This is a genomic window from Spongiibacter sp. UBA1325, from assembly GCF_002306875.1.
In the GTDB taxonomy this organism is placed as follows: domain Bacteria; phylum Pseudomonadota; class Gammaproteobacteria; order Pseudomonadales; family Spongiibacteraceae; genus Spongiibacter; species Spongiibacter marinus.
In genome coordinates, this window is record NZ_DBTD01000010.1 from 53,889 (window position 1) to 76,423 (window position 22,535).

Genomic DNA, 22,535 nt, shown 5'->3' on the forward strand with positions numbered 1-22,535 from the left:
TTATTCAGCGGCGATCTTGCCGCATAATAGGCGGATCAACCTCACCCGAACGGCTTAGTTAACCCTCGGCTTACTCATGAGCAAATGGCGGCGCAAGATGCGACAATAGCGCCATAATCACAACAAGGCATTCCACCCACATGAGCTCAGCGCACTCCCCTCGCCCCGTTTGTTTATTCAGCATGGACTCGGACGGCTTTTGGGCTGTTCCCACCACAACGGGCGGCTTGAAAGCGTACTACCAGCATTACGGCAATAACCCAGCCGGCAACGACATACGCCTGATACATTTTCGCGACAGCCACGCGGCTGACGCCTGGAAAGCCACATGGCCCGAGCTTAGAGAGGAATTCATCGCCTGCATCGCACGTGGCGGTGTACCGGTGGTGGGCTTCAGTATGTACACCTGGAATGCAGCGGAATTTCTCGAGTTGATCGCGCTAATCAAGTCTGACTGCCCGCAAGTCCTTTGCATTGCCGGCGGGCCCCACGTTCAACAAGCTGAGGATTATCTGTACGACGACCCGATTGATGTTATTGCTCTGGGCGAGGCAGAAACCACCTTCGCCCAGTGGCTGGACTGCGAGAGCCGAGAGCAGTGGCAAGACGTGGATGGCCTCGCGTATTTGCGCGATGGTGAACTGGTAAAAACTGCCGAGCGCAAGCGCCGCCAGGATCTCGACGCCCTCCCCTCGGCCCTCGATGTAGTGCCGCTGTGTGATGATGCGGGTAAGCCGCTCTACGACTCAGTTTCCTATGAAAGCAGCCGTGGCTGCCCCTTTAAATGCGCGTTTTGCGAATGGGGCACCGGCGCTATCGGCTCGAAAATGTACCAGTTTTCCATGGAGAGGATTGAGCGGGACTGGCGCAAAATTGTGGCCGCTGGCATCAAGGATATCTGGCTTGCCGATTCCAATTTTGGTGCATTGAGAGAAGACTTAGACAAAGCCAAACTCATTTGCGAACTGAAAAACACCACAGGCCTACCCAGCAGCTTCGCCACCTCGTGGTCAAAGAAACACAGCCCGCGGGTGCAGGAAATTGTCTTGCTGCTTAACCAGCACGGACTACTGCCGCACTATCAACTCGCCCTGCAAACCCTAACGCCAAAGGCCCTTGAGCTTAGCAATCGCAAAAACATGGCCGCCAATAAGTACGAGCCCATTGCCAAAGATATGGCCAGTAAAGGGGTGCCTATTGCCGCCGAGCTCATTTGGGGCCTACCCGGCGATAATCTCCCGGATTTTGAGCGCAACCTCGATGAACTGCTGCAGGTTTTCCCCAACCTCAATATTTTTGCCTACACCCTGCTGCCAGGCACGGAGTTTTACGAAAAACGCCAGGAATATCAGATCGAAACCATTCCGGTGGCCGGCTACGGCAAGGCGAAGGGCGAATACGTGGTCGCCTGTCACAGCTTTAGCCGTGAACAGGGCTTGCAGGGCTACCTATTAATTACCGCGCATATGTTATTTGCTCACGGCCATATTCTGCCCTACAGCATTCGCTACATCGCCCAGCAAGAGGGTATTACGACCGCAACACTGATGCGCGAGCTACTACTGGCGGTGTGCCGGGAATTTCAGGACGCTTTGCCTAGCGTCGATGTTGACGATGCCCTTACGGTTTACGAGTCACGCAACGCCATCTTCACCGAGTGCCTGCGCGATCCACAGCGCCTGTATCAGTGCGTGCAAAGGGTAATGAACCACTATGTGAGTGATTACGCCGGCGCCAGTACCACACTGCCGATCAAGGCGCGCTTGCACAGGCTGCTCGAGCTTGACCAAGCACTTTCACCTCGCTGGGGAGAAGCCAGCGAACGCGACGTTACCTTTAGCTTCGACGCGCTGGGCTGCAAACGGGCGCTGGACGAGATGTCATCGCCTGACGAAAGCTGCTTTCAGTCCGGCCCGAGCTCAGCGCGAATACGCACCCCGGGCGGCGTCGGTAGCATTCTCCACGAACCCGACGGCGGCGCCTGGCTACGCGGCGAAATTCAACACGACACTGAAGAGCAAGTGGTACGCGTGATCCACCCCGGACAGGAAGCGCTCGCGCACTCTTAAGGCACCTCTGATTAATTCGGTGATAACTCAGGCTTTGCCTTATTTCGTTTGGCAGGGCGCGCTCAGGCAGTAAGGCTGGTTGCCTTTCAAATGAGCGCAACGCCGCCAGGCGAAATAAGGCAAAACCCCGAAGGGCGGGTCTCTCGCGCCCCCTGGCCGTCGTTGCAACACTCGTCAAGGAGAACCACCCTTGACCTTCGCGCTGCGCCTCGCCAGTGCACGCGAGAGGCTCCGCTGAGCCATTACCGAATTAATCAGAGGTGCCTTAACCTGCCGCGAGTGCCTCACGTATTTTTTCTGCCTCAGCCGCCAACGACGCAGCGTCGGCCATTTCAGCCCCGGCAAAGTCGATGTCACGCATCTCGTCAATTGGCACGAGATGCAGGTGGGTATGTGGCACCTCCAGCCCGACGATCTGCAAGCTCACGCGACGGCATTGATACACCCGCTTCTGGGCCTTCGCCAGTTTTCTGGACACCGCCAGCAAGTGAGCACTGAGCGCCTCAGGCAAATCGTCCCAGTGATCAATTTCCTCTTTGGGAATGACCAAAATATGGCCCGGCTTAATCGGCTGAATGGTCATAATCGCCACACAGTCATCGTCCTGCCAAACAAAATGTCCGGGCAACTCACCTGCAATAATTTTGCTGAAAATACTCGCCATGATTACTCCTGTTGATCATCGCCAGTGTCAACACCGGCAAAATACTGTTTTATTTGTCGCTCGCAATCCGCTCGCCCTGTTAGGCGGTACGCGGCTGCCAAAGCAAGCCAATCGCGGCATTGGTACAAGCGTTCTACAACCAGCGCGGACGGCGATGGTGTAGCGCCAATGCAGGCGCGCTTTAAATGCACTGCCGCCTGCTCAAAGGGCAGCTCACCCGCTACATAGCGCCGTTGTTGCTGTCTGTCGTATTCAGTCCCCTGCACCGGCAGCGCCGCCAATAGAGCCGCCAGCGCTGGTGTCGGCATGTCCCGGCGCAGTAGCTCTGTACAGCTCAGCAACTCATCGCAAAGCACCTCACGCAGGGCGTCAAGGTGGGGCAAATTATCACCGAGGGGGCGAACCACCATCAGTGAATAGCTGCCGCTACTGGTGTCTCGCCGACTGGCCAGGTGGACAGCAGCAAAACCCTGCCGCAGCCAAAATGCCAACAATTCCGGCTCGCAAGAGAAGCTGCTACTCAGGAACGCGCAGCCGCTCCCGCGAGCATTGTGCAGAAGCTCCCGTAGCAATGCGCTAGCAATCCCCCTTCGTCGCTGCCCTTCGCTCACCGCGATACGATTGATACGCAAGCTCGGCGCTACCAACCACTGTGTCTGCCCGCACCGCTGTGCCAGGGCCTGAGCCAGCAAGTGGCCCTTTATGCGCCGCTGACCGCGGCTAACCCGTTCACATTGTTCATCGGCCAGCTCCCCTTCCGGAAGCGCCTGACAAACCCCAACGATCGCTGTACCGATACGCGCGATCATCAGCTGAGAAGGAAGGTCGAGCAAGTATTGAAGATCCTGCGGCGTCGTTTGGTAATGCGCTTCCATCAGTAACTGAAACACCTGCGCCAACGCCAAGTCATCGTTCACCAGTGTCGCCGCACTGACGCTATTGACGCGCAAGCCTCCTTTAACAGTGTCGGGTGCGGCGTCGGCAGTGCCCAGCAAAAAAATGGCGTTTAACGTGGTCTCAAGGGGGTCGTCGTCAGCCCAGCGCAGCGGCGTCGCTAAGAACTGCCGGCGCCACTGCGGCCGTAACTGGTCAAGACAGCGCCGGAAACGAATATCGAACCCTCTTCCTGTGCCTTCGTATCCTGACACGGTTGTGGAAAATACTAGCCTCGGTAAGCGCCCTAGCAGCGTTTCCAAGACTGGCAGCGGCAAGTGAGCCGCCTCGTCAACCATCACCAGCTCGGCTTGAAAGTCGTCGCAGGCACTGGCAGACAGCAAGTCAGCCGGCGTGAGATATTCCAGCGCCGCGCCCTGCCACACCAGCTTATCACCTTCGCGCACCGCGCCCGGCAACACCTCCATCGCGCGGCGAAAGGCGATCTCAACCATGTCGGCTCTGGCCGCGGATATCACCACTTTTTGGCTTCCGCTGCGCAGCAGTTCTGCAGCGGCTATGCCGAGCGCTGATGTTTTCCCCCGACCACGGTCGGCGCGAATAACAAGGGGGCGCCCCGACCGACCTCGCGCCGCGCGAACAATGGCAGTAACGGTGGATAATTGATCTGCACTGGGTACCTCGGCTTGCCAGGCCTGTGCCTTATCGCCGTTGAGTGACGTCGAGTGACTCACCTGGGCTGACTCGCTGCCTTGCTGGATCAAGCAGACTGCGGGCTGCAGGGGAAGCAACGTCGTGAGCCTGGAAATGAAGGCCGAGTGCTCAACCGCGAAACCCGCCTCCCGCATTGCCAGGGCGTAGGCCTGTGGCCAATCCGCTAAAGGCGGCGTTAGTAACACCAGGGAGCCGCCGCCTCGCAATGTGCCGGCTGCTGCCAACCAGTGATTAACCGAACTGTAGCGATGGCCATCGATAATTACCCAATCACTTTCGATGCCTAAGCTGGCGGCTTTACTGCTCGGCTGAAACCCCGCCAGCGCATCGTGTGCAACAAGTAAGACGCCATCGCCGCCGTTGATCGCTGCGGATAATAATGCCTCTGCCCAACGCTGTTCACCGCTTAATACAATAAGCTGGCGGTGACCGCGGCGGACATTGCTCGCGCGCCGCGACGTGCACCACTGAGAAAAGGCGTCGGCCTGCACTATTGGCTACCGCCACTGGGATAAACCGGGGCCTCGTGCATGTGTAGATGCAACAGCAGTTGCCGGTCGTTTCGGTAAATGTCCTGCAAATTTTCGTCCAGGAATTCTTCAGCGAGATGAAGCAAATAGCCACGCAGTTCCGCCTCGGACACTAGCCCCAATTGAACCGCTGAGGCCATCGCGCCTTCCAAACGGTACAGGGTCGCGGGTGGCACATCCCAGCCCTGTGCCTGTTCAGTGAAGAACGCACGCAAACGCTTGCGCAAGTCGTCGATAAAAGCCTGAGAGTCCACTGGGCTTATCGCCTTAATCTAGATCGCGATGGGTCTGCACCAGCACCCAAGGCGCGACCACCACGGCCCATAATGATGCCTGCTCTTGCGTCCACTTCTGCGCCGACTCGGTGTCGACACGGCCAAGCTGACCGGAGGTGAGCAAAGGGCTAATGGTCTGGGTATCGTCGTTTGCCATGCCTGCGGCCACGGCAACAAGATCGAGCTTGGGTGAAACCTCCAGTACGGCGCCCTGGGCGTAGAAACGTTGCAATTCCTCCCAGGGTATCTTGGCGGTTTCGCGATTCAGCTTAGTCAGCAGCTCGTCACTTTCTTGCGGGTCAGTCATGAACAGGTAGGTCTCAAAGTCGGTGTATTAGGCTCCCCAGGGGAGCTGCCAAGGTGGCGACCATTCTACCAGCGCCGCCTCAACAGCTCTATCGCCAAAGGCCTCACCACTGCTTGGCTCGCAAGTGAATGACATCGGCACGCCTCGGTAGTCAAAACGCAGCCCCCAGGCATGCAGGTAACAGCGATCCGCCGGCGACTTACCATACCGCTCATCGCCGAGAATCGGCACGCCCAGACTGGCCATCACCACGCGCAATTGATGCGTTTTACCGGTGGCAGGTTTCAGTAGATAGCAGCGCTTGCCCGGCGCAATACTGGTGCTGATAAAGCGGGTCCGCGAGGGATTATTGCAACTGCGGCTAAGCCGGTAACTCCCCCCGCGGGCTTTAATGATATCCCCCACCACTGCCCCCTGTTTTTTTCGAGGCTTGCCGAGTGCAATGGCGATATAAAACTTATCGATACGCCGCTCACTAAAGCTGCGCCCCAGCTCGGCTGCGGCCTTAGCATTGCGGGCGATAAGCAGTAAACCCGAGGTCGCATCGTCAAGGCGATGGACAAGGTGCAAGCCGGTTTCCCCTCGCTCAGTGCTGAGGCGGTCTAACAGGCTTTCAGGGTGATGGTTGCGGTGCAAATTAGCACCGGCAGTTTTATTGAGCACAAAAAAATCACTGTGCTCATACACGAGTTCATACACGGGTGGATCGACTACTGCCCTTGCTGCTGAGTGCGGTGTTGCTGCGCGCCATTGAGCTCACGCCGCAGGATATCGATCTCTCTTAGGGATTCTTCCTCTACGCCGGCAAACTCCATCTGTAAGGCCAGTGCCTCAAAGTCCGTGGCCTGCCCCTGACGCGCGTATAGATCGAGCAGTAGCATTTGTAAGGCCAGAGACTCGTCCTCACGCAGGGCCTGTTCAACGATCTGCTGAGCACCGCGGTAGTCCCCCAACTCAATGCACGCCGCCGCGGCCGCCTGCGGCGAGTTATCCTCCTCAACCACACGAGCAGTCACTGCGGCAATATCTGCGCTGCCAGACTGTTCTTGAGGGGCATCACCCAATTCTGCGAAAACGTCTTCAAAATGTGTGGCCGACGCCTTCGGAGCAGCCTTGGCTGCGCCTGCATAATGAAACGCTTGCAAGCGGCGTTTTGCGGCGGCTTTACGGCGCCGATAAAACAATAGCCCGCCCACCGCTGCAACACCCAGCAGCAATAACGCCCAAGGACTGCCGCGCCACTCAGCATTTTCAGGCAGCGCCCCGGTGGTTTCGCCAATGGGCGCCGTGTCAGTCGCCGTAACGCCAGCTTGAATCACCTCAGACGGCGAAGCCGACGCCACATCAGCACCACGTACAAATGTGCTTGATACGGCTTGCTCCTCTGCCTGAGATGCCTCAGCCAAAGGCTCCGCGACACTCACCTCCGGCACCGGCGCGCTTTCACCAGTCTGGATCGCTGCGGTCTGGCCCTTCAGCGCAGTATATTCATCCTGCAAGCTCAGCAGGCGCGTCTGTAGCGTCTGCAAGCGGCTATTCATTGCCTCAATATTGGCGCGTACAGCTGACACTTCCTCGGTCACCGCCGCCAACGAAGCCGTCAACCGCTGCTCTTCGGTCATCGACGGAGCGGCGTTGGAGCTTAAAACGACACGTTCTGTCGTCGCTTCTGGCGCCGTTTCCACTTCATTATTTACCGTGCCATTAGGCGCCCGCGATATTTGTTTGCCCGAACCGCCAGGCCCCCCGCCCGGCAACAACACCTCGGCAAGTGCTGCCGCCTCAACATTTAGCGAGACAGATTCCTTTAGCATGTCCTTTTCGCCGCGCACAAAGGCCTGGGGGTTAAGGCGATAGACCGCCTCCATCAGGGGCAGTTGCTCACCGCCTCGGGCACGCCGAATGCGCGACGCCACTCGCCAAAGGCTGTCCCCGCGCACGGTGGTATACGTCGATGCATCAGCGCTAATAGGCCTCGCCGGTGACGATTTCGCGGGGCGATTACTCTGCGCTGGTTTTCCCGATGCCAGCCGAGTGCTCGCTGCGCCCGCTTGGGCCGCACTTGCCAACGCCGGTGCCTGCGCAGGCAAGTCGAGCAGCAATGTGTATTCGCGCTCAATCGTACCGGTCGGCCAGCGCACCGATAAAACGAAATTCAAAAAGGGTTCAACAATTGGCGTAGTGCTACGTAAATAAATTACGCCACTGCCAGAGGGACTTAATTCGCTGCGTACCGTCAGGGTTCGGGTATCGAGCCCGCCCATCGCACTATCGCTCTGCGCATCCCACACCGGCTTCACATCAATCAGAATTTGTTCGGGATCCAAGCCCTCGGCACCACTGATGACGACACGTGCGGCCAATGGCTTGCCTAACACCGAATCCAGCTCCGCACGACCTAAACCCATGGCTGTCGCATCGGGGCTGACGGCGACCGCTAGTAGCAGTGGAATAAAAGCAGGGGCTCGCAGTTTCTTCATTGCCGCATTCTCATTTATTGTTGTGAGTCACTTCACATTTATCAATACCCTACAGCTTACAACATTTTGAGTAAAAGTCGCGCGGCAAACGCGGGTTAGTGGCCTAAGCGACGCGGAATAACAGACTGCTGGCAAGCAAAATGAAAGCCGGCGACATACCGTGAAAGAAAAGCGTCAGCGTCACAGCACTGTCACGTGACTGCGCTAGGATCACCGCTTATCCACAACAAGTTTTCCCCAGATACAGTGAATAAGCTTGTGGATAAGGCTGTTCAATTCTCCGCTGAGCGGTGTCTCATCAACGCTGCCGTCGCGCGCGTAGTTTTTGATCAACCTTTGGCGATCTGGCGGCGACGTGACACCATTACCACAATGATCAACGCCATCACGGCGGCCGCGCAAAAGTACGGGTAGCTCGGCGCGATTCGGTATAAGAAGCCCCCCACGAGCGGCCCGGCGACAAACCCAAGTCCCGCCACCGAGCCAAGCAGTCCAGCTAAACCGCCCTGCTCATGGGGCTCGACAACCAAGCTGGCACTGGCACCGTAGGCTGGGCCGGTCAAGCCCATACCAAAGCCGAACAAGCCCATCGCCGACAACAACATCGGCAGCGTGTCTGACAATGCTAATAGCAAATACCCGGCGCAACTGAACGGCAGCCCCATAAACAACAGGTTCATTGGCGACCCGTTGTAGCGCTGCACCACCACAAATTGCGCGAACAGCATGGCACCTGATGACACGATCATCGCAGCGGAAAACCACTGTGCCGCCGCCACACCGTCGAGTGACAGTAAATCCTGAAAATAAAACCCCAGCGTCTGCTGAACCATGCCCAGCAGGCTGTAAAGCGCAAAACCGATGAAGATAAACAGGCGGTACCTGGGGTCGAAATACGCCATTCGCTTCGGCCGCTTGCCGCCGCTGCTATGCGCTGGAATGGCGGGTAAATAACGCCAGACCAAAATCGCAACCAATGCAGCCAGCGCCGCTTGTAAATATAGCGGCGTTAAATAACTGAAGGCGACAAACCACGCCAGCGCGGGCCCCAGCATTACCCCCAGTTGATTGAAGGCCTGCAATTTCGCCATCCCCTGCGCGCGCCGGGAAATATCGGTGACATCGACCATATAGGCAGCCGATGCCGGGTGGGTCGCCGACATCAAAGCGGCGTGAATGCCGCGGCTGACCATCAGCAGCACGTAAAGGAGGCCGCCACCGAGTATGCTAACAAGTCCCATCCACGCGACCGCGTTGAACAGCATGGTACCAATGGTGTAGCCGAACAGGCCGATAATAATGATCGGCTTTCGCCCCCATACATCGCTCTTTCTTCCCCAATAGGGAGAGGTCATGAAAAAAACGAGCGCGGTAAGCGCCGACAACGAGGTGATTGCCATTTCCTTAGGCGCAATCGTTAGTTCGGTAAAGGGGAGTTGCCAGAGCATTTCATGCAGGGCCAGCTCACGCCCCAACATTGGCAGCACCGCAAACACCACGCTCTGGCCCATCCCCACCGCCATCATGGCGGCGTAAAGCGAAATCATCGCCCGCCAGTCAGACCTCGGTGCACTGCCTGTTTCCGTCACTCAGCTATCCTCTTGCCATCGGTTTTTATCTGCCACGCCATCTGGCACACTTTGATACAGCCTGATAGCGGCTGGCTATCGTCCGTTCGCGGAGCATGCATTTTACACAGCCACTCCTTTTGCCAACACAAACCAAGCGGGAAACATGTTAAAGGTTCAGCAAGACGTACCATTGAGCCAGCGTTGGCTGGACCGAATTGAACGCACCGGCAATCGCCTGCCACACCCGGTCGTGCTGTTCATTTACTTCTGCGCAATAGTCGTTTTGCTGTCGGCATGGCTCACGGCAACAGGCGCTAATGTTCAGAACCCCAGCAGTGGCGAATGGCTTTACACGCGCTCGTTGCTGTCCCGCGACGGACTGCTGTGGATGCTACACAATGCGGTGGGTAACTTTGTGAGCTTCGCACCTGTCGGCTCTGTGATCGTCGCGATTATGGGTATTGCCGTCGCGGAACACTCCGGCTTGCTCGGCCATGTGTTGACACAATTCGCACGACGGGCGCCACCAAAGGCATTGAGTGCGGTGATTGTATTCACCGGTGTATTATCCAGTATTGGTTTTGACTCAGGCTATGTTGTTTTAATCCCATTGGCGGCGATCGTTTTTCGCGCCGCCGGACGCTCGCCGCTAGCGGGCATTGCCGCCGCCTTCGCCGGGGTATCTGGCGGGTTTAGCGCAAACATTCTCCTCGGCCCGGTCGATGCAATTTTGGCGGGGATCTCCACCGAGTCACTACAGCTGATTGACCCGCAGGCCTCGGTGAGCGTCAGCGCAAATTATTATTTCATCACCTTTTCTACCCTGCTTATTACCCTCGTCGGCGCATGGGTGACGGAAACCTTGGTAGAGCCTCGACTGCAGCGCCCTGGGCAGACAGAGAGCACAAGCACGCCCCCGGAAGCCTCGGCCAGCGAGACAAAAGCGCTGCGCCGCGTGCTGCTTTTTAGCGTACTTTATGTCGCGGCGCTCATCGCGGCGGTCGTCCACCCACAGGGGCCATTGCGCAACCCTGACCCCAGCGGTATGGCGGCCCTGCCTCTGCTGCAGGGAATTGTGGTGTTTATTGCTGCATATGGCGCACTCGCCGGGATTATTTTCGGCTACAGCAGTGGCCGCTTTACGCGCAGCAAAGACTGGGTAGACGCCATGGAATCAGGCATGAGCACCCTGGCCGGCTATCTGGTGCTAATGTTCTTTGCCGCCCAGTTTGTCAATTATTTTTCCTGGACGGGCATTGGCGCATTAACAGCAATTAAAGGCGCACGATGGCTTGCCGGGCTCGAGCTTTCCACTACCAGCCTGCTGATTAGCTTTGTGCTGTGCAGCGCGGCCATCAACTTATTGATCGGCAGCGCGTCGGCAAAATGGGCATTGATGGCGCCGATATTCGTCCCCATGTTGGCGATGCTCGATGTGGCGCCCGAGGCCGTGCAAATGGCTTACCGAATTGGCGACTCCAGCACCAACATCATCACGCCGTTAATGCCATATTTTGGCGTTGTGGTGGCCTTTATGCAGCGCCACGATAGCAAAGCCGGTATGGGCACGCTGTTGGCATTGATGCTGCCCTACTCCCTGTGCTTTATCGTGAGCTGGTCCGTATTACTGGCGGCCTGGGTCGGATTGGGGATTCCACTAGGGCCGAAATAAAAAGGACCGAAATAAAAAAGGGCCACAAAAAAGCCGCCCTCAGCCAAGCTGGGGCGGCTTTGAATTCCCGACTTTAAGACTTAATTCTTGTCTTGGACAGCCGCGCTCATCTCATCGATATTTACGTGGCGAACATCCGCGCCCTTGGCCAAATAAATAACGTGCTCGGCAATGTTGCGCGCGTGGTCGCCAATGCGCTCCAGGGAACGCAGTGCCCACAGTACTTGCAGCACCGAAGAAATGGTGCGCGGATCTTCCATCATATAGGTCACCAAGCTGCGCATAGCGGTGCCGTATTCCATATCGACGGAGTGATCTTCTTCCGCCACATCCAGGGCCATATCACTGTCTACACGGGCAAACGCGTCCAGCGCGTTGCGCACCATGCTCAAGACATGGTCACCAATGTGGCGAATCTCTAACACGCTGCGCGGCAGGCCACCCAGTTCACCGAGCTTAATTGCGGCTTCGGCAACTTTTGTGGCCTCATCGCCCATACGTTCCAGATCACTGATGATTCGGCTGATCGACAACACCAGGCGGAGGTCGGTCGCCGCGGGCTGGCGGCGCGCCAGGATAATGGTGCACTCCTCGTCGATGGATACCTCCAGCGCATTGACGATACGGTCGCCACGCTTCACTTCATCAGCCAGACCACTGTCCTGACTCATAAACGCGGTGGTCGCATCGGCAACCTGTTTCTCAACGACCCCACCCATTTCCAGCATACGGGTTTTAATATCGTCCAGCTCAGAGTTGAACTGCTGAGAGATATGGTGAGCGTGTAAGTCTTTATCTTTCATTCCCGCATCCTATTGGCGCCGGGCTAATGGCCTAGCCTTAGCCGTAACGACCTGTTATGTAATCTTCAGTTTGTTTATTGGTCGGATTGGTAAACAAGGTATCCGTATTATCAAACTCGATCAGTTTGCCCATATACATAAATGCAGTGTAGTCAGAGACTCGCGCTGCCTGCTGCATATTATGCGTAACAATGACAATCGTGTACTTGTCTTTCAGCTCATTGATCAGTTCTTCGATCTTGAGCGTTGATATGGGATCCAACGCCGATGCTGGCTCATCCAGCAGCAGGACTTCCGGCTCAACCGCAATAGTGCGCGCAATGACCAAACGCTGCTGCTGGCCGCCAGACATGCCTAGCGCGTTATCGTGCAGACGGTCTTTCACTTCGTCCCATAGGGCGGCACCGCGCAACGAGCGCTCGACCACTTCATCCAGCACCCGCTTTTTATTCACACCCTGAATACGCAGCCCGTAAGCGACATTCTCATAGATCGACTTGGGAAAGGGATTCGGCTTTTGAAATACCATTCCCACGCGGCGACGCAGCGTTGCCACATCGACACTGCGGTCGTAGATATCATTGCCGTCCAGGCGAATGGCACCCTCAACCCGGCAAGTATCGACCAGGTCGTTCATGCGATTGAAGCAGCGCAGAAGGGTCGACTTACCGCAACCGCTGGGGCCGATAAACGCCGTGACCTTTTGACGAGGAATCTCCATATTGACGTCAAACAACGCTTGTTTGTCGCCGTAGTACAGATCCAAACCGTCGACATTCAGAGTAATGTCCTCGTCGGTAATAGAGGCTTCATTGCGTACCCGGCCGAGCGATTCCATATCGATTGCGTGACCAGCTGTAGCAGTTTTGTTGGTATCCATAAATTTTACCGTCATGGCTGTGCCAATTACATTTCCAGAGATTTGTATTTTTCGCGCAGATGATTCCGCAGTGCCACGGCACTGAGGTTCAGCAGCGCAATGATAATCACCAACAGCAATGCCGTAGCGTACACCAGTGGCCGCGCTGCTTCGACATTCGGGCTTTGAAAACCAACATCATAGATGTGGAAGCCCAAGTGCATAAACTTCTGATCGAGGTGGAAGTATGGGAAGTTGCCATCCACCGGTAGCGACGGTGCCAACTTGACCACCCCGACGAGCATCAACGGCGCAACCTCCCCGGCGGCACGAGCAACAGCCAGAATCAGGCCAGTCATCATCGCCGGGCTGGTCATGGGCAACACCACCCGCCACAGGGTCTCTGCCTTCGTAGCACCCAGGGCCAGACTGCCCTCTCGCAGATTGCGGGGAATACGCGCCAAGCCCTCTTCGGTTGCCACAATAACCACCGGCAGCGTCAGCAGCGCCAGCGTCACAGACGCCCACAGAAGCCCCGGCGTACCAAAAGTTGGCGACGGCAGTGCTTCGGGGAATAAGGCCTGGTCGATTTCTGCCCCAACAAAATAGATAAAGAAGCCGAGCCCGAACACCCCGTATACAATCGAGGGCACACCCGCCAGGTTATTCACCGCGATGCGCACGATTCGCGTCATCAGCCCCTGCTTGGCGTATTCGCGCAGATACACCGCCGCGATCACACCGAAGGGCGTTACCAGTACTGACATAATCAGCACCATGATCACTGTGCCGAAGATCGCGGGGAAGATGCCACCCTCGGTATTCGCTTCGCGGGGCTCATCGGTGAGAAACTCCGCAAACTTGCCGAAGTAAAAACCGACCTTGTTGGCAAAGTTCATGGTATTGGGCTTGTAGGCGTGGACCACCGTCGACACGCGTTGCTCGCGCTGCTGGCCCTGCGCGGTCTCGACAATAAAACTGTCTCGGTTCCACTCGGCATACAGTGCATTCAGCTCTTTTTGCAATACCGCATAGGCGGCATCCAGCTCAGCGCGTTCGCTGTCTATTTCCAGCTGCTTTTGGGCGCGCTCAGCGGCGGGCAAGGCTTCATCGAGTTCCAAGCCGCGCTGGCGCAGACGCAGTTTTTCCAAGCGGTAGTTGATCGCGCCAATCTCTTTCTTTTCAACGCGCTCGATATCATGGTGAATGGTTTCAGCACGTTCGATACTCTGCTGAAACGCCTGCCACAGTGCTTCGTCATCGGCGGCGGCGATCGCCTGGCCATCGCGCTTCAAACCGCGCAAAAAGCCGTAAAAGTTGCCCCACTCACGGCGTTCGAGAACAATCGCTTGTTCTGGGTAATACGTGTTCTGCAGGTAGCGACTTAACACCCATTTAAAATCCGCACCGCTGACATCGCGGTTGCCGACTTTCACCAGCTCTCGCTGGATAAACGGCTCGTCGGTATCGAGTGTAAAGCCAGCGCTGAGCAGCTGCTCGATCGCCACATCCTCACTTTCAACCCGCTCAGCCATCACCACCGCTGGGGTTGCATCCGGCAACTGATACTCTGCGACAAAAACATCGGCGGGCCAAAAGTGGCTGAAACCACGCACTGCCAACAGTATTAACAAACCGATAACGGCCAGTGTGCTGACGGTCACCGCAGCGGCGTTCATCCAAATCAAGGGTTCGCCGCCCTTGAACCAGGCCGTCAGCCCCTGCTTTTCTTTATCCTGTAAATACATGATGTATCCCGAATCAATCAGAGGTTGCCGTAGCGCTGACGCAGACGCTGTCTGACCGTCTCCGCAACAGTGTTAACAACAAACGTAAACATAAATAGTACAAAGGCCGCCAAGAACAACACCCGGTAGTGACTGCTGTCGACTTCCGTTTCACCAATTTCTACCGCGATATTTGCCGCCAGCGTCCGCATACCCTCGAAGATATTGGCGTCCATAATTGGGGTATTACCAGTGGCCATCAGAACGATCATTGTCTCGCCGACCGCGCGACCCATGCCGATCATCAGGGCTGAGAAGATACCCGGGCTGGCGGTGGGCATAACCACACCAACCAGGCTTTGCCAAGGCGTTGCACCGAGCGCCAGTGATCCGTAACTAAGGTGCTTGGGCACCGAGAAAATGGCATCTTCAGCGATGGAAAAGATCGTGGGGATAACGGCAAAACCCATTGCCACACCCACCACCAGAGCATTGCGCTGGTCGAAGGATATGCCCAGATCATTGGTCAACCAGGCGCGCATATCGCCCGCAAAGAATGCCCTCTCCATTGGTGCGCTCAGCTCAACGCATACGATTACCAGACCAATTACAACGGGAACCAACAGCAAGGGATGCCAGCCTTCGGGAACGCGGCGACTCACGCTCACGGGTAGTCGCGACCACAGCCAAGCGAAAATGAGAATACCCACTGGCAGCGCAATAAAGATACTGAATACCGCGGGCAAATTGCGCTCGATAAAGGGTGCCAGCCACAGGCCGGCCAAGAAACCGAGAATAACGGTAGGCAAGGCCTCCATTAACTCGATGAGTGGTTTAACCTTGCGGCGCAGCGAGGGCGCCATGAAATACGCGGTGTAAATCGCACCACAAATCGCCAATGGCGCCGCAATTAACATGGCATAAAAAGCGGCTTTCAGGGTGCCGAAAGCCAACGGTGCAAAGCTGTACTTCGGCTCAAAATCATTGTCTGCCGCCGAGGACTGCCAAACATAATCGGGCTCAGGGTAGCTTTCGTACCACACCTTGCTCCACAGCACAGACCAAGAGACCTCGGGGTGCTCATTTTCCACGGCGAAGCTACGGATCTCCCCTCCCTGCAACTCGACAAGGAGGCGATCCGCCCGCGGCGAAATTGCCATGCCAAGCACATTTTTTAATTCCAGCTCTTCACTCAGCAAACGGCGTTGCGACGTGCTGTAGAAGATATCGAGGTGGCCGTCATCGGTAATGCTGACAAAGCCTTTGCGGCGGTGTTCGGTCAGCAGCATCGCGGAGGGGCCACCTGCCGTAAACTGGCGCACAAACTGCAAACCGTATTGCCCGCCCTGCTGAGCATTGCGAACCACGAACCACTGGGACACGCTGCCATCCTCGTCGGCGGTGAGCAAAGAAATACCGCCTAACAAAAAGCGTACATCACTCAGTGCCGCGCCATCGGTCACTTCGCCGCGATCAACGATCTCCAGGCTGCGCAGGCTAATCAACCGGTAGCCACCTTGCTGGCTCAACACGTACAGCCACTGCTGGCGAGGCCCGATCAATAGATAGTCGGCGGAGATATCCAGCGTTGGCAATGCCAGGTTTTCTTCGACCAGGGTGATTTCTTCACTGAGGAAGTCTTCTTCTTTAGTCCAGCGGCGTCCGACCAAATGGCCGTCACTCACGGCGACCACCACCAGGGCTTCCTCACTGTCGCGCACGGCCAGTCGACTCAGGGCCGCGTCGCTAATTTCCATGCCAGCTTCGCCATAGGGAAAGCGCAGAGACGGCGTAATCAGGCGTTGATCCTCAGGGTAGCTCACGCGATAGTCATGTTTGGCCAGCAGAGCTCGACCGTCTTCCATACCCACCGCGAATACGCGGGTTTCTTCTGACTCCAGTGCGAAGCTGCTAATCGCTGCAGTCGTTGGCAGCGACCGCTTGAGAACCTGTTGACCATTCTCGGTATTAAAAAATACGGCATCCCCGTTTTCGGCAAGGCGAAAACCCACCTCGGCCTGTTCTTCCATTGCCAGATACAATGGCGCGGCGGCCACTGGCAATTGGAACTGTTCCTCTGACTCGATGCCAGCCGAATTAAACAGCGGCAGAATTTCATACAGCAGATAGAAAAAGATCAGCAGAATGGACAGCAATACCCCAACACCACCGCCGGTGATAGTTGCTGTGGTCATGCCATCTTTGACTTGGCGCCATCTGCGTTGGGCCGATGCAGTTGCGCGCACCTCTGATTGCTTCATAAGTCTCGGGCTCTTTGAGGAACTGGCGGGGATTTTATGACGATAATGTTTCAGTTTTGTTACAGATAAAAAATGTGCCACAAACTCACGTTTGCAGCACATTTTACAGCGACATCATGTCGGCATTTTTACAGCTCTAGCTTTTTGCGAATTTTCTCTACAACGCTTGCTGGCAGCGGGATGTAGCCATCTTTGGCAACGATTTCCTGCCCCTGCTTTGACAGCACCAGCTTAACGAATTCGCGCTCTAGCGGCGTAAACGGCTTATTGGGTGCTTTATTCATGTAAACGTAGAGGAAGCGTGACAGCGGGTAACTACCATTGATCGCATTTTCCGGCGTGGCGTCAACAAAACTGCCCTTCTCATTCTTGGACAGTGGAATAGCGCGAACGCTTGAGGTCTGGTAGCCGATGCCAGAATAACCGATGCCGTTAATAGAGGTAGACACAGACTGAACCACTGATGCCGAGCCTGGCTGCTCATTTACACCATTTTTAAAGTCGCCTTTACACAGTGCCTTGCCTTTAAAGTAGCCGTAGGTGCCCGATACCGAGTTGCGACCGAACATTTGAATATCGCGCGCTGACCACGATCCATCCATGCCGAGCTGACCCCAGCGCTGGATATTTTCCGGGTGGCCACACTTGCGAGTGCTTGAGAAAACCGCATCGACTTCGGCGATGGTCATCCCTTCAATGGGGTTGTCCTTGTGGACAAACACCGCCAGGGCGTCAATAGCCACCGGAACCGCAACGGGTTTGTAGCCATATTTCGCTTCGAAGGCCTCGATCTCTTTGTCCTTCATCTTGCGGCTCATTGGCCCCATGTTTGAAGTGCCTTCTGTCAACGCCGGGGGCGCCGTAGAGGAACCGGCTGCTTGAATCTGGACGTTAACGTTTGGGTAAGCGCGTTTGAAGTCTTCGCTCCAAAGCGTCATCAGGTTTGCCAGGGTATCTGAGCCAACGCTGGAAAAAGTGCCCGATACACCCGCCGCCTTTTCGTACACAGGCAGCGCCGGATCAACTTCAGTGGCTGCCGCCACCCACATAGAGGAAAGGCCAAATGCGGCCGCCATCAGACATTGCTTCAGTTTCACAGGTATCTCCCGATCAATAAAATTGGTAACACGGCTGTCATTTTAGCGGCGCTAGATGACGGATTTATTACAATGAGAAATCAGTTTACCCGAGTGATTAATGAACGTGGAAATAAACAACTGAACGTACTGCCATGCCCCGGCTGGCTGGAGATTTTCATCTCGGCCCGGTGGCGCAACAAAACATGTTTCACGATCGCCAAACCCAAGCCTGTACCGCCGGTATCGAGGGAGCGACTTTGATCAACCCGGTAGAAGCGCTCGGTTAGACGGGGAATGTATTGCGGCTCGATACCAATCCCGCTGTCCTGCACTTCCAACACACCGTGGCTGTCATCCTGGTACCAACGCAGCACAATTCGGTCATCCTCGGCGGTGTAGCGCGCGGCGTTTACCGCCAAGTTAGACAGCGCGCTGCGTATTTCCGTCGCCTGCCCTTTGAGCGCAATGGCATCGTCACATTCGATGTCGATCTGGCGATTGCCCTTGGCGGCCGCGAGGGCTTCTTCGCGCACCATTTCCATCAGCGGGCGGATACGTATCACTTCATGCTCGCTGGCTTGAGGGACGGATTCCAGTCGCGATAAGAGCATTAAATCTTGAATGAGGTGGTGCATGCGGCGAGACTGCCGCAGCATTTGATCGATGGCGCGATCCCAGCGCGGGTTGTCGCCACCGTGCTCAGAAAACGTCTCCAGATAACCATTGATCACCGTCAGTGGCGTGCGCAATTCGTGTGACACATTCGCGACAAAATCTTTGCGCATTTTTTCGAGACGGTGGGTTCGCGTGACATCGCGGGCAAACAGTAAACGATTACCCTCCGCGAAAAAGCTGATGCTTAAACTGAGCTGTATCTCGCTGTTTACCGGCGACGCCATTTCAAAGGGCATGGCGTATTTTTCAGCTTCGTAGTAGGCAACAAAATTCGGGTTGCGCACTAAATTCAGCAACTGCAAGCCGACATCTTCATCCCGGCGCAGCCCAAGTAGATCCATCGCCGCATCGTTGCACCATTCGATGTTGCCGTGACGATCCAGCATCACCACGGCATCTGACATCGATGCAAACGATGAATGTAAGTAATCAATAATTGCTTGTAACTGATCACGATCTCCCGACGCATGCTTCTGCATATCGTAAATCGTGTCGAAAATTTGACCCCACATGCCAATTGCCTCTGGCGGCTCGGTACCCAAGCCTCTATATAACCAGTCGCTCAGTCGTTGAAGTTGCCATAGCAGCCAGGTGCATATCACCGCTGCAACGATAAAAACGGGCCACACTCCAAGGTCGAACGCTGTTGCAAACACTGCCGCCGCTGCCAATGGCAGCACTACGCGAACAAGCTCCGTCTTCCAGCCGTAATACCGCATAGAGCAGCGCTAGGCGCTCACCCCCGTTGCGGAAAAACGGTAGCCAGTACCGCGAACGGTTTGAATCAGCTGCCCGAAGTCTCGCTCGTCGGTCAGCAGCGCTTTGCGAAGCCGGCGAATATGAACATCTACCGTGCGCTCTTCAACATAGACATTGGTGCCCCATACCTGGTCAAGCAGTTGACCACGGCTATAGGCACGCTCTTGGTGGGTCATGAAAAATTTCAGTAATTTAAACTCGGTGGGCCCCATATCCAAAGGCTCACCATTGGCAAACACGCGGTGACTGGCGGGGTCGAGTTTGAGGCCATCCACCTCAATGGTCTCTTCCTGCTCCGGCGAGCTGCCGCGGCGCAACACCGCCTTAATGCGCGCCATTAGCTCTCGGGAAGAAAACGGCTTGGTAATGTAGTCGTCAGCACCGACATCCAGGCCCTGAACACGGTTGTCTTCATCGTCTTTAGCGGTGAGCATGATGACCAGCATATCCCGGGTTAAATCTTCCCGGCGCAAGCGGCGCAGCAGCTCAATACCGCTGGTGACTGGCATCATCCAGTCCAGCAGTACCAGATCCGGGCGCTGATCAACAATAATTCCGTGCGCTTCCTGCGCATTGCTCGCTTCGATGCAGTCGTAACCGGCAAGCTCTAGCCCTACGCGGATCATCTCGCGAATGGCGGCTTCGTCATCGACGATGAGGATGGTCTTTGTGCTCATGCTCTTCCCTTGTAGCCTGTGGATGCTTGAGCCTGCATTAAAACGGCCTTTAATGACAATTATATGACAACGACTCGATCAAGGCGCCAGCTGTTGCCCCCAAGCTTAGTCGAAAACGACAGTTTTATTACCGTGCACTAACACCCTGTCCTCAAGGTGATTGCGAAGCGCGCGGGCCAGTACGCTCTTTTCGACATCCTTACCCAGACGCACCAGGTCATCCTTGCTATGGCGATGCGACACTCGAATGACGTCCTGCTCGATAATCGGGCCCTCATCCAGCTGCTCAGTGACGTAGTGGCTGGTGGCGCCGATCAATTTTACGCCGCGATCATAGGCCTTCTGGTAGGGGTTCGCGCCAATGAAAGAAGGCAAAAAGCTGTGGTGAATATTGATCATTCTGCCGCTGTACGCACGGCAAAATTCCGGAGGAATAATCTGCATATAGCGCGCCAGCACGACACAATCAGCGGCATAGCTCTCCGTTAGCTCTTGAATACGGGCGTGGGCCGGTGCCTTGTTTTGAGGGTCGACCGGCACATACTCAAACGGAATTCCATGCCACTCGACCATGCTGCGCAAGTTCTCGTGATTTGAGATCACACAGGGAATATCACAGTACAGCTCGCCGCTATGCCAGCGGTGCAATAAATCTGCAATACAGTGTGAGGCATGGCTTGCCAGAATCACCACCTTGCGCCGCCGCGCTGAGTCGACCAGCTCCCACTCCATGTCATATTCCTGCGCTAAGGGCGTAAATGCCTCGCGCACTGCCTCAGCACCGATACTCAGTGAGTCGGCTTTAATCTCGTTGCGCATGAAAAACCAATTGCTGTCGGCATCGGCGTGATGATTGGCCTCGGTTAGCCAGCCCCCTTGATCGGCGACAAATTGGCTCACTTTGGCAACGATGCCAACGCGGTCCGGACAACTGGTGATCAAACGGTAGGTATGTTCCATCTCTACAAAAACATCCTTGCAAAAAAAATCTTAGCCCTTGTTCAGTATCGCCCGCACCGCCTGAGGCAGGTCTGCGGGAAGCACAACGGTCTTGGCATTGTCGGACGCCGACAGCTCACGCAGCGAGTCAGCGTATTTCTCACCCAGCAGATACAGCACGGGCAATTCATCACCTTTAACCGCCTCCGAAACCAACTCAATCGCTGCACCGCTGGCCTTAGCCAACACCACTTCCGCCTGGGCGTCGCGACGCGATGCTTCCAGACGCCCCTCAGCTTCGAGGATCGCAGCCTGCTTCTCACCTTCGGCCTTGGTCACCGCCGCGCGACGTTGACGCTCTGCCGCGGCCTGTTCTTCCATGGCACTTTGCATAGTGGGAGATGGATTAATGTCTTGGATCTCCACCGTTTTCAGTGTGATACCCCAGTCGGAAATATCGTCTGAAATCCCCGCCTTGAGCTTGGCCTTGATTTGCTCCCGCGACGACAGGGCCGAGTCCAACGACATCTCGCCTACAATTGAACGCAGTGCGGTCTGTACCAGGTTTTGGATGGCAATGGTGTAATTCTCAACACCGTAAACAGCTTTCTCAGGAGAGACGATATTTATATAGGCCACCGCGTTGGCGATAATCACCGCATTGTCTTCAGTGATAACCTCCTGGGAGGGGATATCCAACACAATGTCCTTGGTTGTTAAGCGGTAGGCCACTTGATCAACATAGGGAATAATAAAGTTCAGACCGGGGTTCAAGGTGCCGTGGTATTTACCAAGGCGTTGCACAATGTGTTTATAGCCTTGGGGAACGGTCTTCACCCCCATCGACAGCGTGACGACGACCAATACAAACAACGCCCCTGTAATTGCTAAACCATCCATATTCTTCCCCTAAAACCTCGTGAAATGAGCCCGCCAGTAACGGTATTATTCGGCAGCTTTGGCGCCGCGTTGGCGGCGTACTATCAATGAATTACCTGAGATATCTTCAACAATGACCCGGTCTCCAACGATCAAGGGCTCGCGACAAATGTAACTCCATTCGTCATTACCCAGCACCGGTATACTGAAGCGCACCTGCCCCTCGCGGTGGTCCCCAACGCGCGTAACCATACCCTCCTGACCCACAACCTGCTCGCGCGACATGCCCGATAAACTTTTATCTTTCATACGCGGATGCACAAATTTAAACCAGAGAAACAAGTCGACCGCCGACAGCCCCGCCCAGATCAACACTTGAACACTAAAGGGCAAATCCACAACGGCGGTGATCAGCCCCACCGCAATGGCGCTGGCACCGAACCAAAGCATGACAAAGCTGGGAACAAAGACCTCGCTGGCAACCAGTAAAAGCCCCAAAACCATCCAGTGCCAGTACTCTATCGAGCTATTCAGCCAATCCATTTGTGCGCTCCTGCTGCCACGCGATAAGTGAGAGGCATTATTTAGCCACGATCTCACTTAATAGCAAGCGCCAAAGCTGCAAATTCACACTTGATTGGGGCTGCACCCCCACAGCAAACAGCTGGGATTTCCGGTACAATGGCCGATCATTCGAGAGT

19 protein-coding genes are annotated in these 22,535 nt (G+C 55.8%); 2 read left to right on the forward strand and 17 right to left on the reverse strand.

The window, feature by feature from the left end:
- Positions 1-140: 140 nt before the first annotated feature.
- Complete coding sequence (locus B3K78_RS12240) at positions 141-2,069, forward strand: B12-binding domain-containing radical SAM protein (RefSeq protein WP_286695688.1); 1,929 nt, start codon at positions 141-143, stop codon at positions 2,067-2,069.
- A 265-nt stretch (positions 2,070-2,334) separates the two neighbouring features.
- Here the strand turns inward: B3K78_RS12240 and B3K78_RS12245 are convergent, their stop codons facing one another.
- The 7 genes from B3K78_RS12245 to B3K78_RS12275 all read right to left on the reverse strand — a co-directional run bounded on the left by B3K78_RS12245 (position 2,335) and on the right by B3K78_RS12275 (position 9,522).
- Complete coding sequence (locus tag B3K78_RS12245; RefSeq protein WP_286695689.1) at positions 2,335-2,733, reverse strand: HIT family protein; 399 nt, start codon at positions 2,731-2,733, stop codon at positions 2,335-2,337.
- A 2-nt stretch (positions 2,734-2,735) separates the two neighbouring features.
- A complete protein-coding gene (locus B3K78_RS12250) occupies positions 2,736-4,832 on the reverse strand; it encodes a GNAT family N-acetyltransferase (RefSeq protein WP_286695690.1) in 2,097 nt (698 codons plus the stop codon).
- Positions 4,832-5,125, reverse strand: coding sequence for a hypothetical protein (locus B3K78_RS12255; RefSeq protein ID WP_286695691.1), 294 nt, complete (start codon positions 5,123-5,125; stop codon positions 4,832-4,834). The genes B3K78_RS12250 and B3K78_RS12255 overlap by 1 nt, the downstream gene beginning before the upstream one ends.
- Positions 5,126-5,138: 13 nt before the next feature.
- The gene (locus B3K78_RS12260; RefSeq protein WP_204996380.1) at positions 5,139-5,453 is read right to left on the reverse strand and encodes a DUF2288 domain-containing protein; all 315 of its coding nucleotides are present in this window, start codon (positions 5,451-5,453) and stop codon (positions 5,139-5,141) included.
- Between the two features lie 27 nt (positions 5,454-5,480).
- Positions 5,481-6,152 (reverse strand): TIGR01621 family pseudouridine synthase, encoded by a 672-nt coding sequence (locus B3K78_RS12265; protein ID WP_286695692.1) that lies wholly within the window; start codon positions 6,150-6,152, stop codon positions 5,481-5,483.
- Positions 6,153-6,163: 11 nt separating this feature from the next.
- Positions 6,164-7,933 (reverse strand): type IV pilus assembly protein FimV, encoded by a 1,770-nt coding sequence (locus B3K78_RS12270; protein WP_204996378.1) that lies wholly within the window; start codon positions 7,931-7,933, stop codon positions 6,164-6,166.
- Positions 7,934-8,262: 329 nt separating this feature from the next.
- Positions 8,263-9,522, reverse strand: coding sequence for an MFS transporter (locus B3K78_RS12275; protein ID WP_286695693.1), 1,260 nt, complete (start codon positions 9,520-9,522; stop codon positions 8,263-8,265).
- 145 nt (positions 9,523-9,667) lie between these two features.
- On the opposite strand from B3K78_RS12275, the gene B3K78_RS12280 reads away from it, so the two are divergent.
- Positions 9,668-11,176: an AbgT family transporter gene (locus tag B3K78_RS12280; RefSeq protein WP_286695694.1), complete on the forward strand. Its 1,509-nt coding sequence runs from the start codon at positions 9,668-9,670 to the stop codon at positions 11,174-11,176.
- 80 nt (positions 11,177-11,256) lie between these two features.
- On the opposite strand, the gene phoU is transcribed toward B3K78_RS12280, so the two are convergent.
- The 10 genes from phoU to B3K78_RS12330 all read right to left on the reverse strand — a co-directional run bounded on the left by phoU (position 11,257) and on the right by B3K78_RS12330 (position 22,377).
- On the reverse strand, positions 11,257-11,979 hold the full coding sequence (gene phoU, locus B3K78_RS12285; RefSeq protein WP_286695695.1) for a phosphate signaling complex protein PhoU: 723 nt from the start codon (positions 11,977-11,979) through the stop codon (positions 11,257-11,259).
- A 37-nt stretch (positions 11,980-12,016) separates the two neighbouring features.
- On the reverse strand, positions 12,017-12,817 hold the full coding sequence (pstB, locus tag B3K78_RS12290; RefSeq protein WP_286696193.1) for a phosphate ABC transporter ATP-binding protein PstB: 801 nt from the start codon (positions 12,815-12,817) through the stop codon (positions 12,017-12,019).
- A 68-nt stretch (positions 12,818-12,885) separates the two neighbouring features.
- The gene (gene pstA, locus B3K78_RS12295; RefSeq protein ID WP_286695696.1) at positions 12,886-14,586 is read right to left on the reverse strand and encodes a phosphate ABC transporter permease PstA; all 1,701 of its coding nucleotides are present in this window, start codon (positions 14,584-14,586) and stop codon (positions 12,886-12,888) included.
- Between the two features lie 17 nt (positions 14,587-14,603).
- On the reverse strand, positions 14,604-16,760 hold the full coding sequence (locus B3K78_RS12300; protein ID WP_286695697.1) for an ABC transporter permease subunit: 2,157 nt from the start codon (positions 16,758-16,760) through the stop codon (positions 14,604-14,606).
- A 194-nt stretch (positions 16,761-16,954) separates the two neighbouring features.
- Positions 16,955-17,923 carry a PstS family phosphate ABC transporter substrate-binding protein gene (locus B3K78_RS12305; protein WP_027873872.1) on the reverse strand — a complete coding sequence of 323 codons (969 nt, stop codon included), beginning with the start codon at positions 17,921-17,923 and terminating at the stop codon, positions 16,955-16,957.
- An 80-nt stretch (positions 17,924-18,003) separates the two neighbouring features.
- Positions 18,004-19,299: a phosphate regulon sensor histidine kinase PhoR gene (gene phoR, locus B3K78_RS12310; RefSeq protein WP_027873873.1), complete on the reverse strand. Its 1,296-nt coding sequence runs from the start codon at positions 19,297-19,299 to the stop codon at positions 18,004-18,006.
- Between the two features lie 9 nt (positions 19,300-19,308).
- On the reverse strand, positions 19,309-20,016 hold the full coding sequence (gene phoB, locus B3K78_RS12315) for a phosphate regulon transcriptional regulator PhoB (protein WP_027873874.1): 708 nt from the start codon (positions 20,014-20,016) through the stop codon (positions 19,309-19,311).
- Positions 20,017-20,121: 105 nt separating this feature from the next.
- Positions 20,122-20,976: a formyltetrahydrofolate deformylase gene (gene purU, locus B3K78_RS12320; RefSeq protein ID WP_286695698.1), complete on the reverse strand. Its 855-nt coding sequence runs from the start codon at positions 20,974-20,976 to the stop codon at positions 20,122-20,124.
- Positions 20,977-21,006: 30 nt separating this feature from the next.
- Complete coding sequence (locus B3K78_RS12325) at positions 21,007-21,855, reverse strand: SPFH domain-containing protein (protein WP_027873876.1); 849 nt, start codon at positions 21,853-21,855, stop codon at positions 21,007-21,009.
- Between the two features lie 45 nt (positions 21,856-21,900).
- Positions 21,901-22,377 (reverse strand): NfeD family protein, encoded by a 477-nt coding sequence (locus tag B3K78_RS12330; RefSeq protein WP_027873877.1) that lies wholly within the window; start codon positions 22,375-22,377, stop codon positions 21,901-21,903.
- Positions 22,378-22,535: the final 158 nt, after the last annotated feature.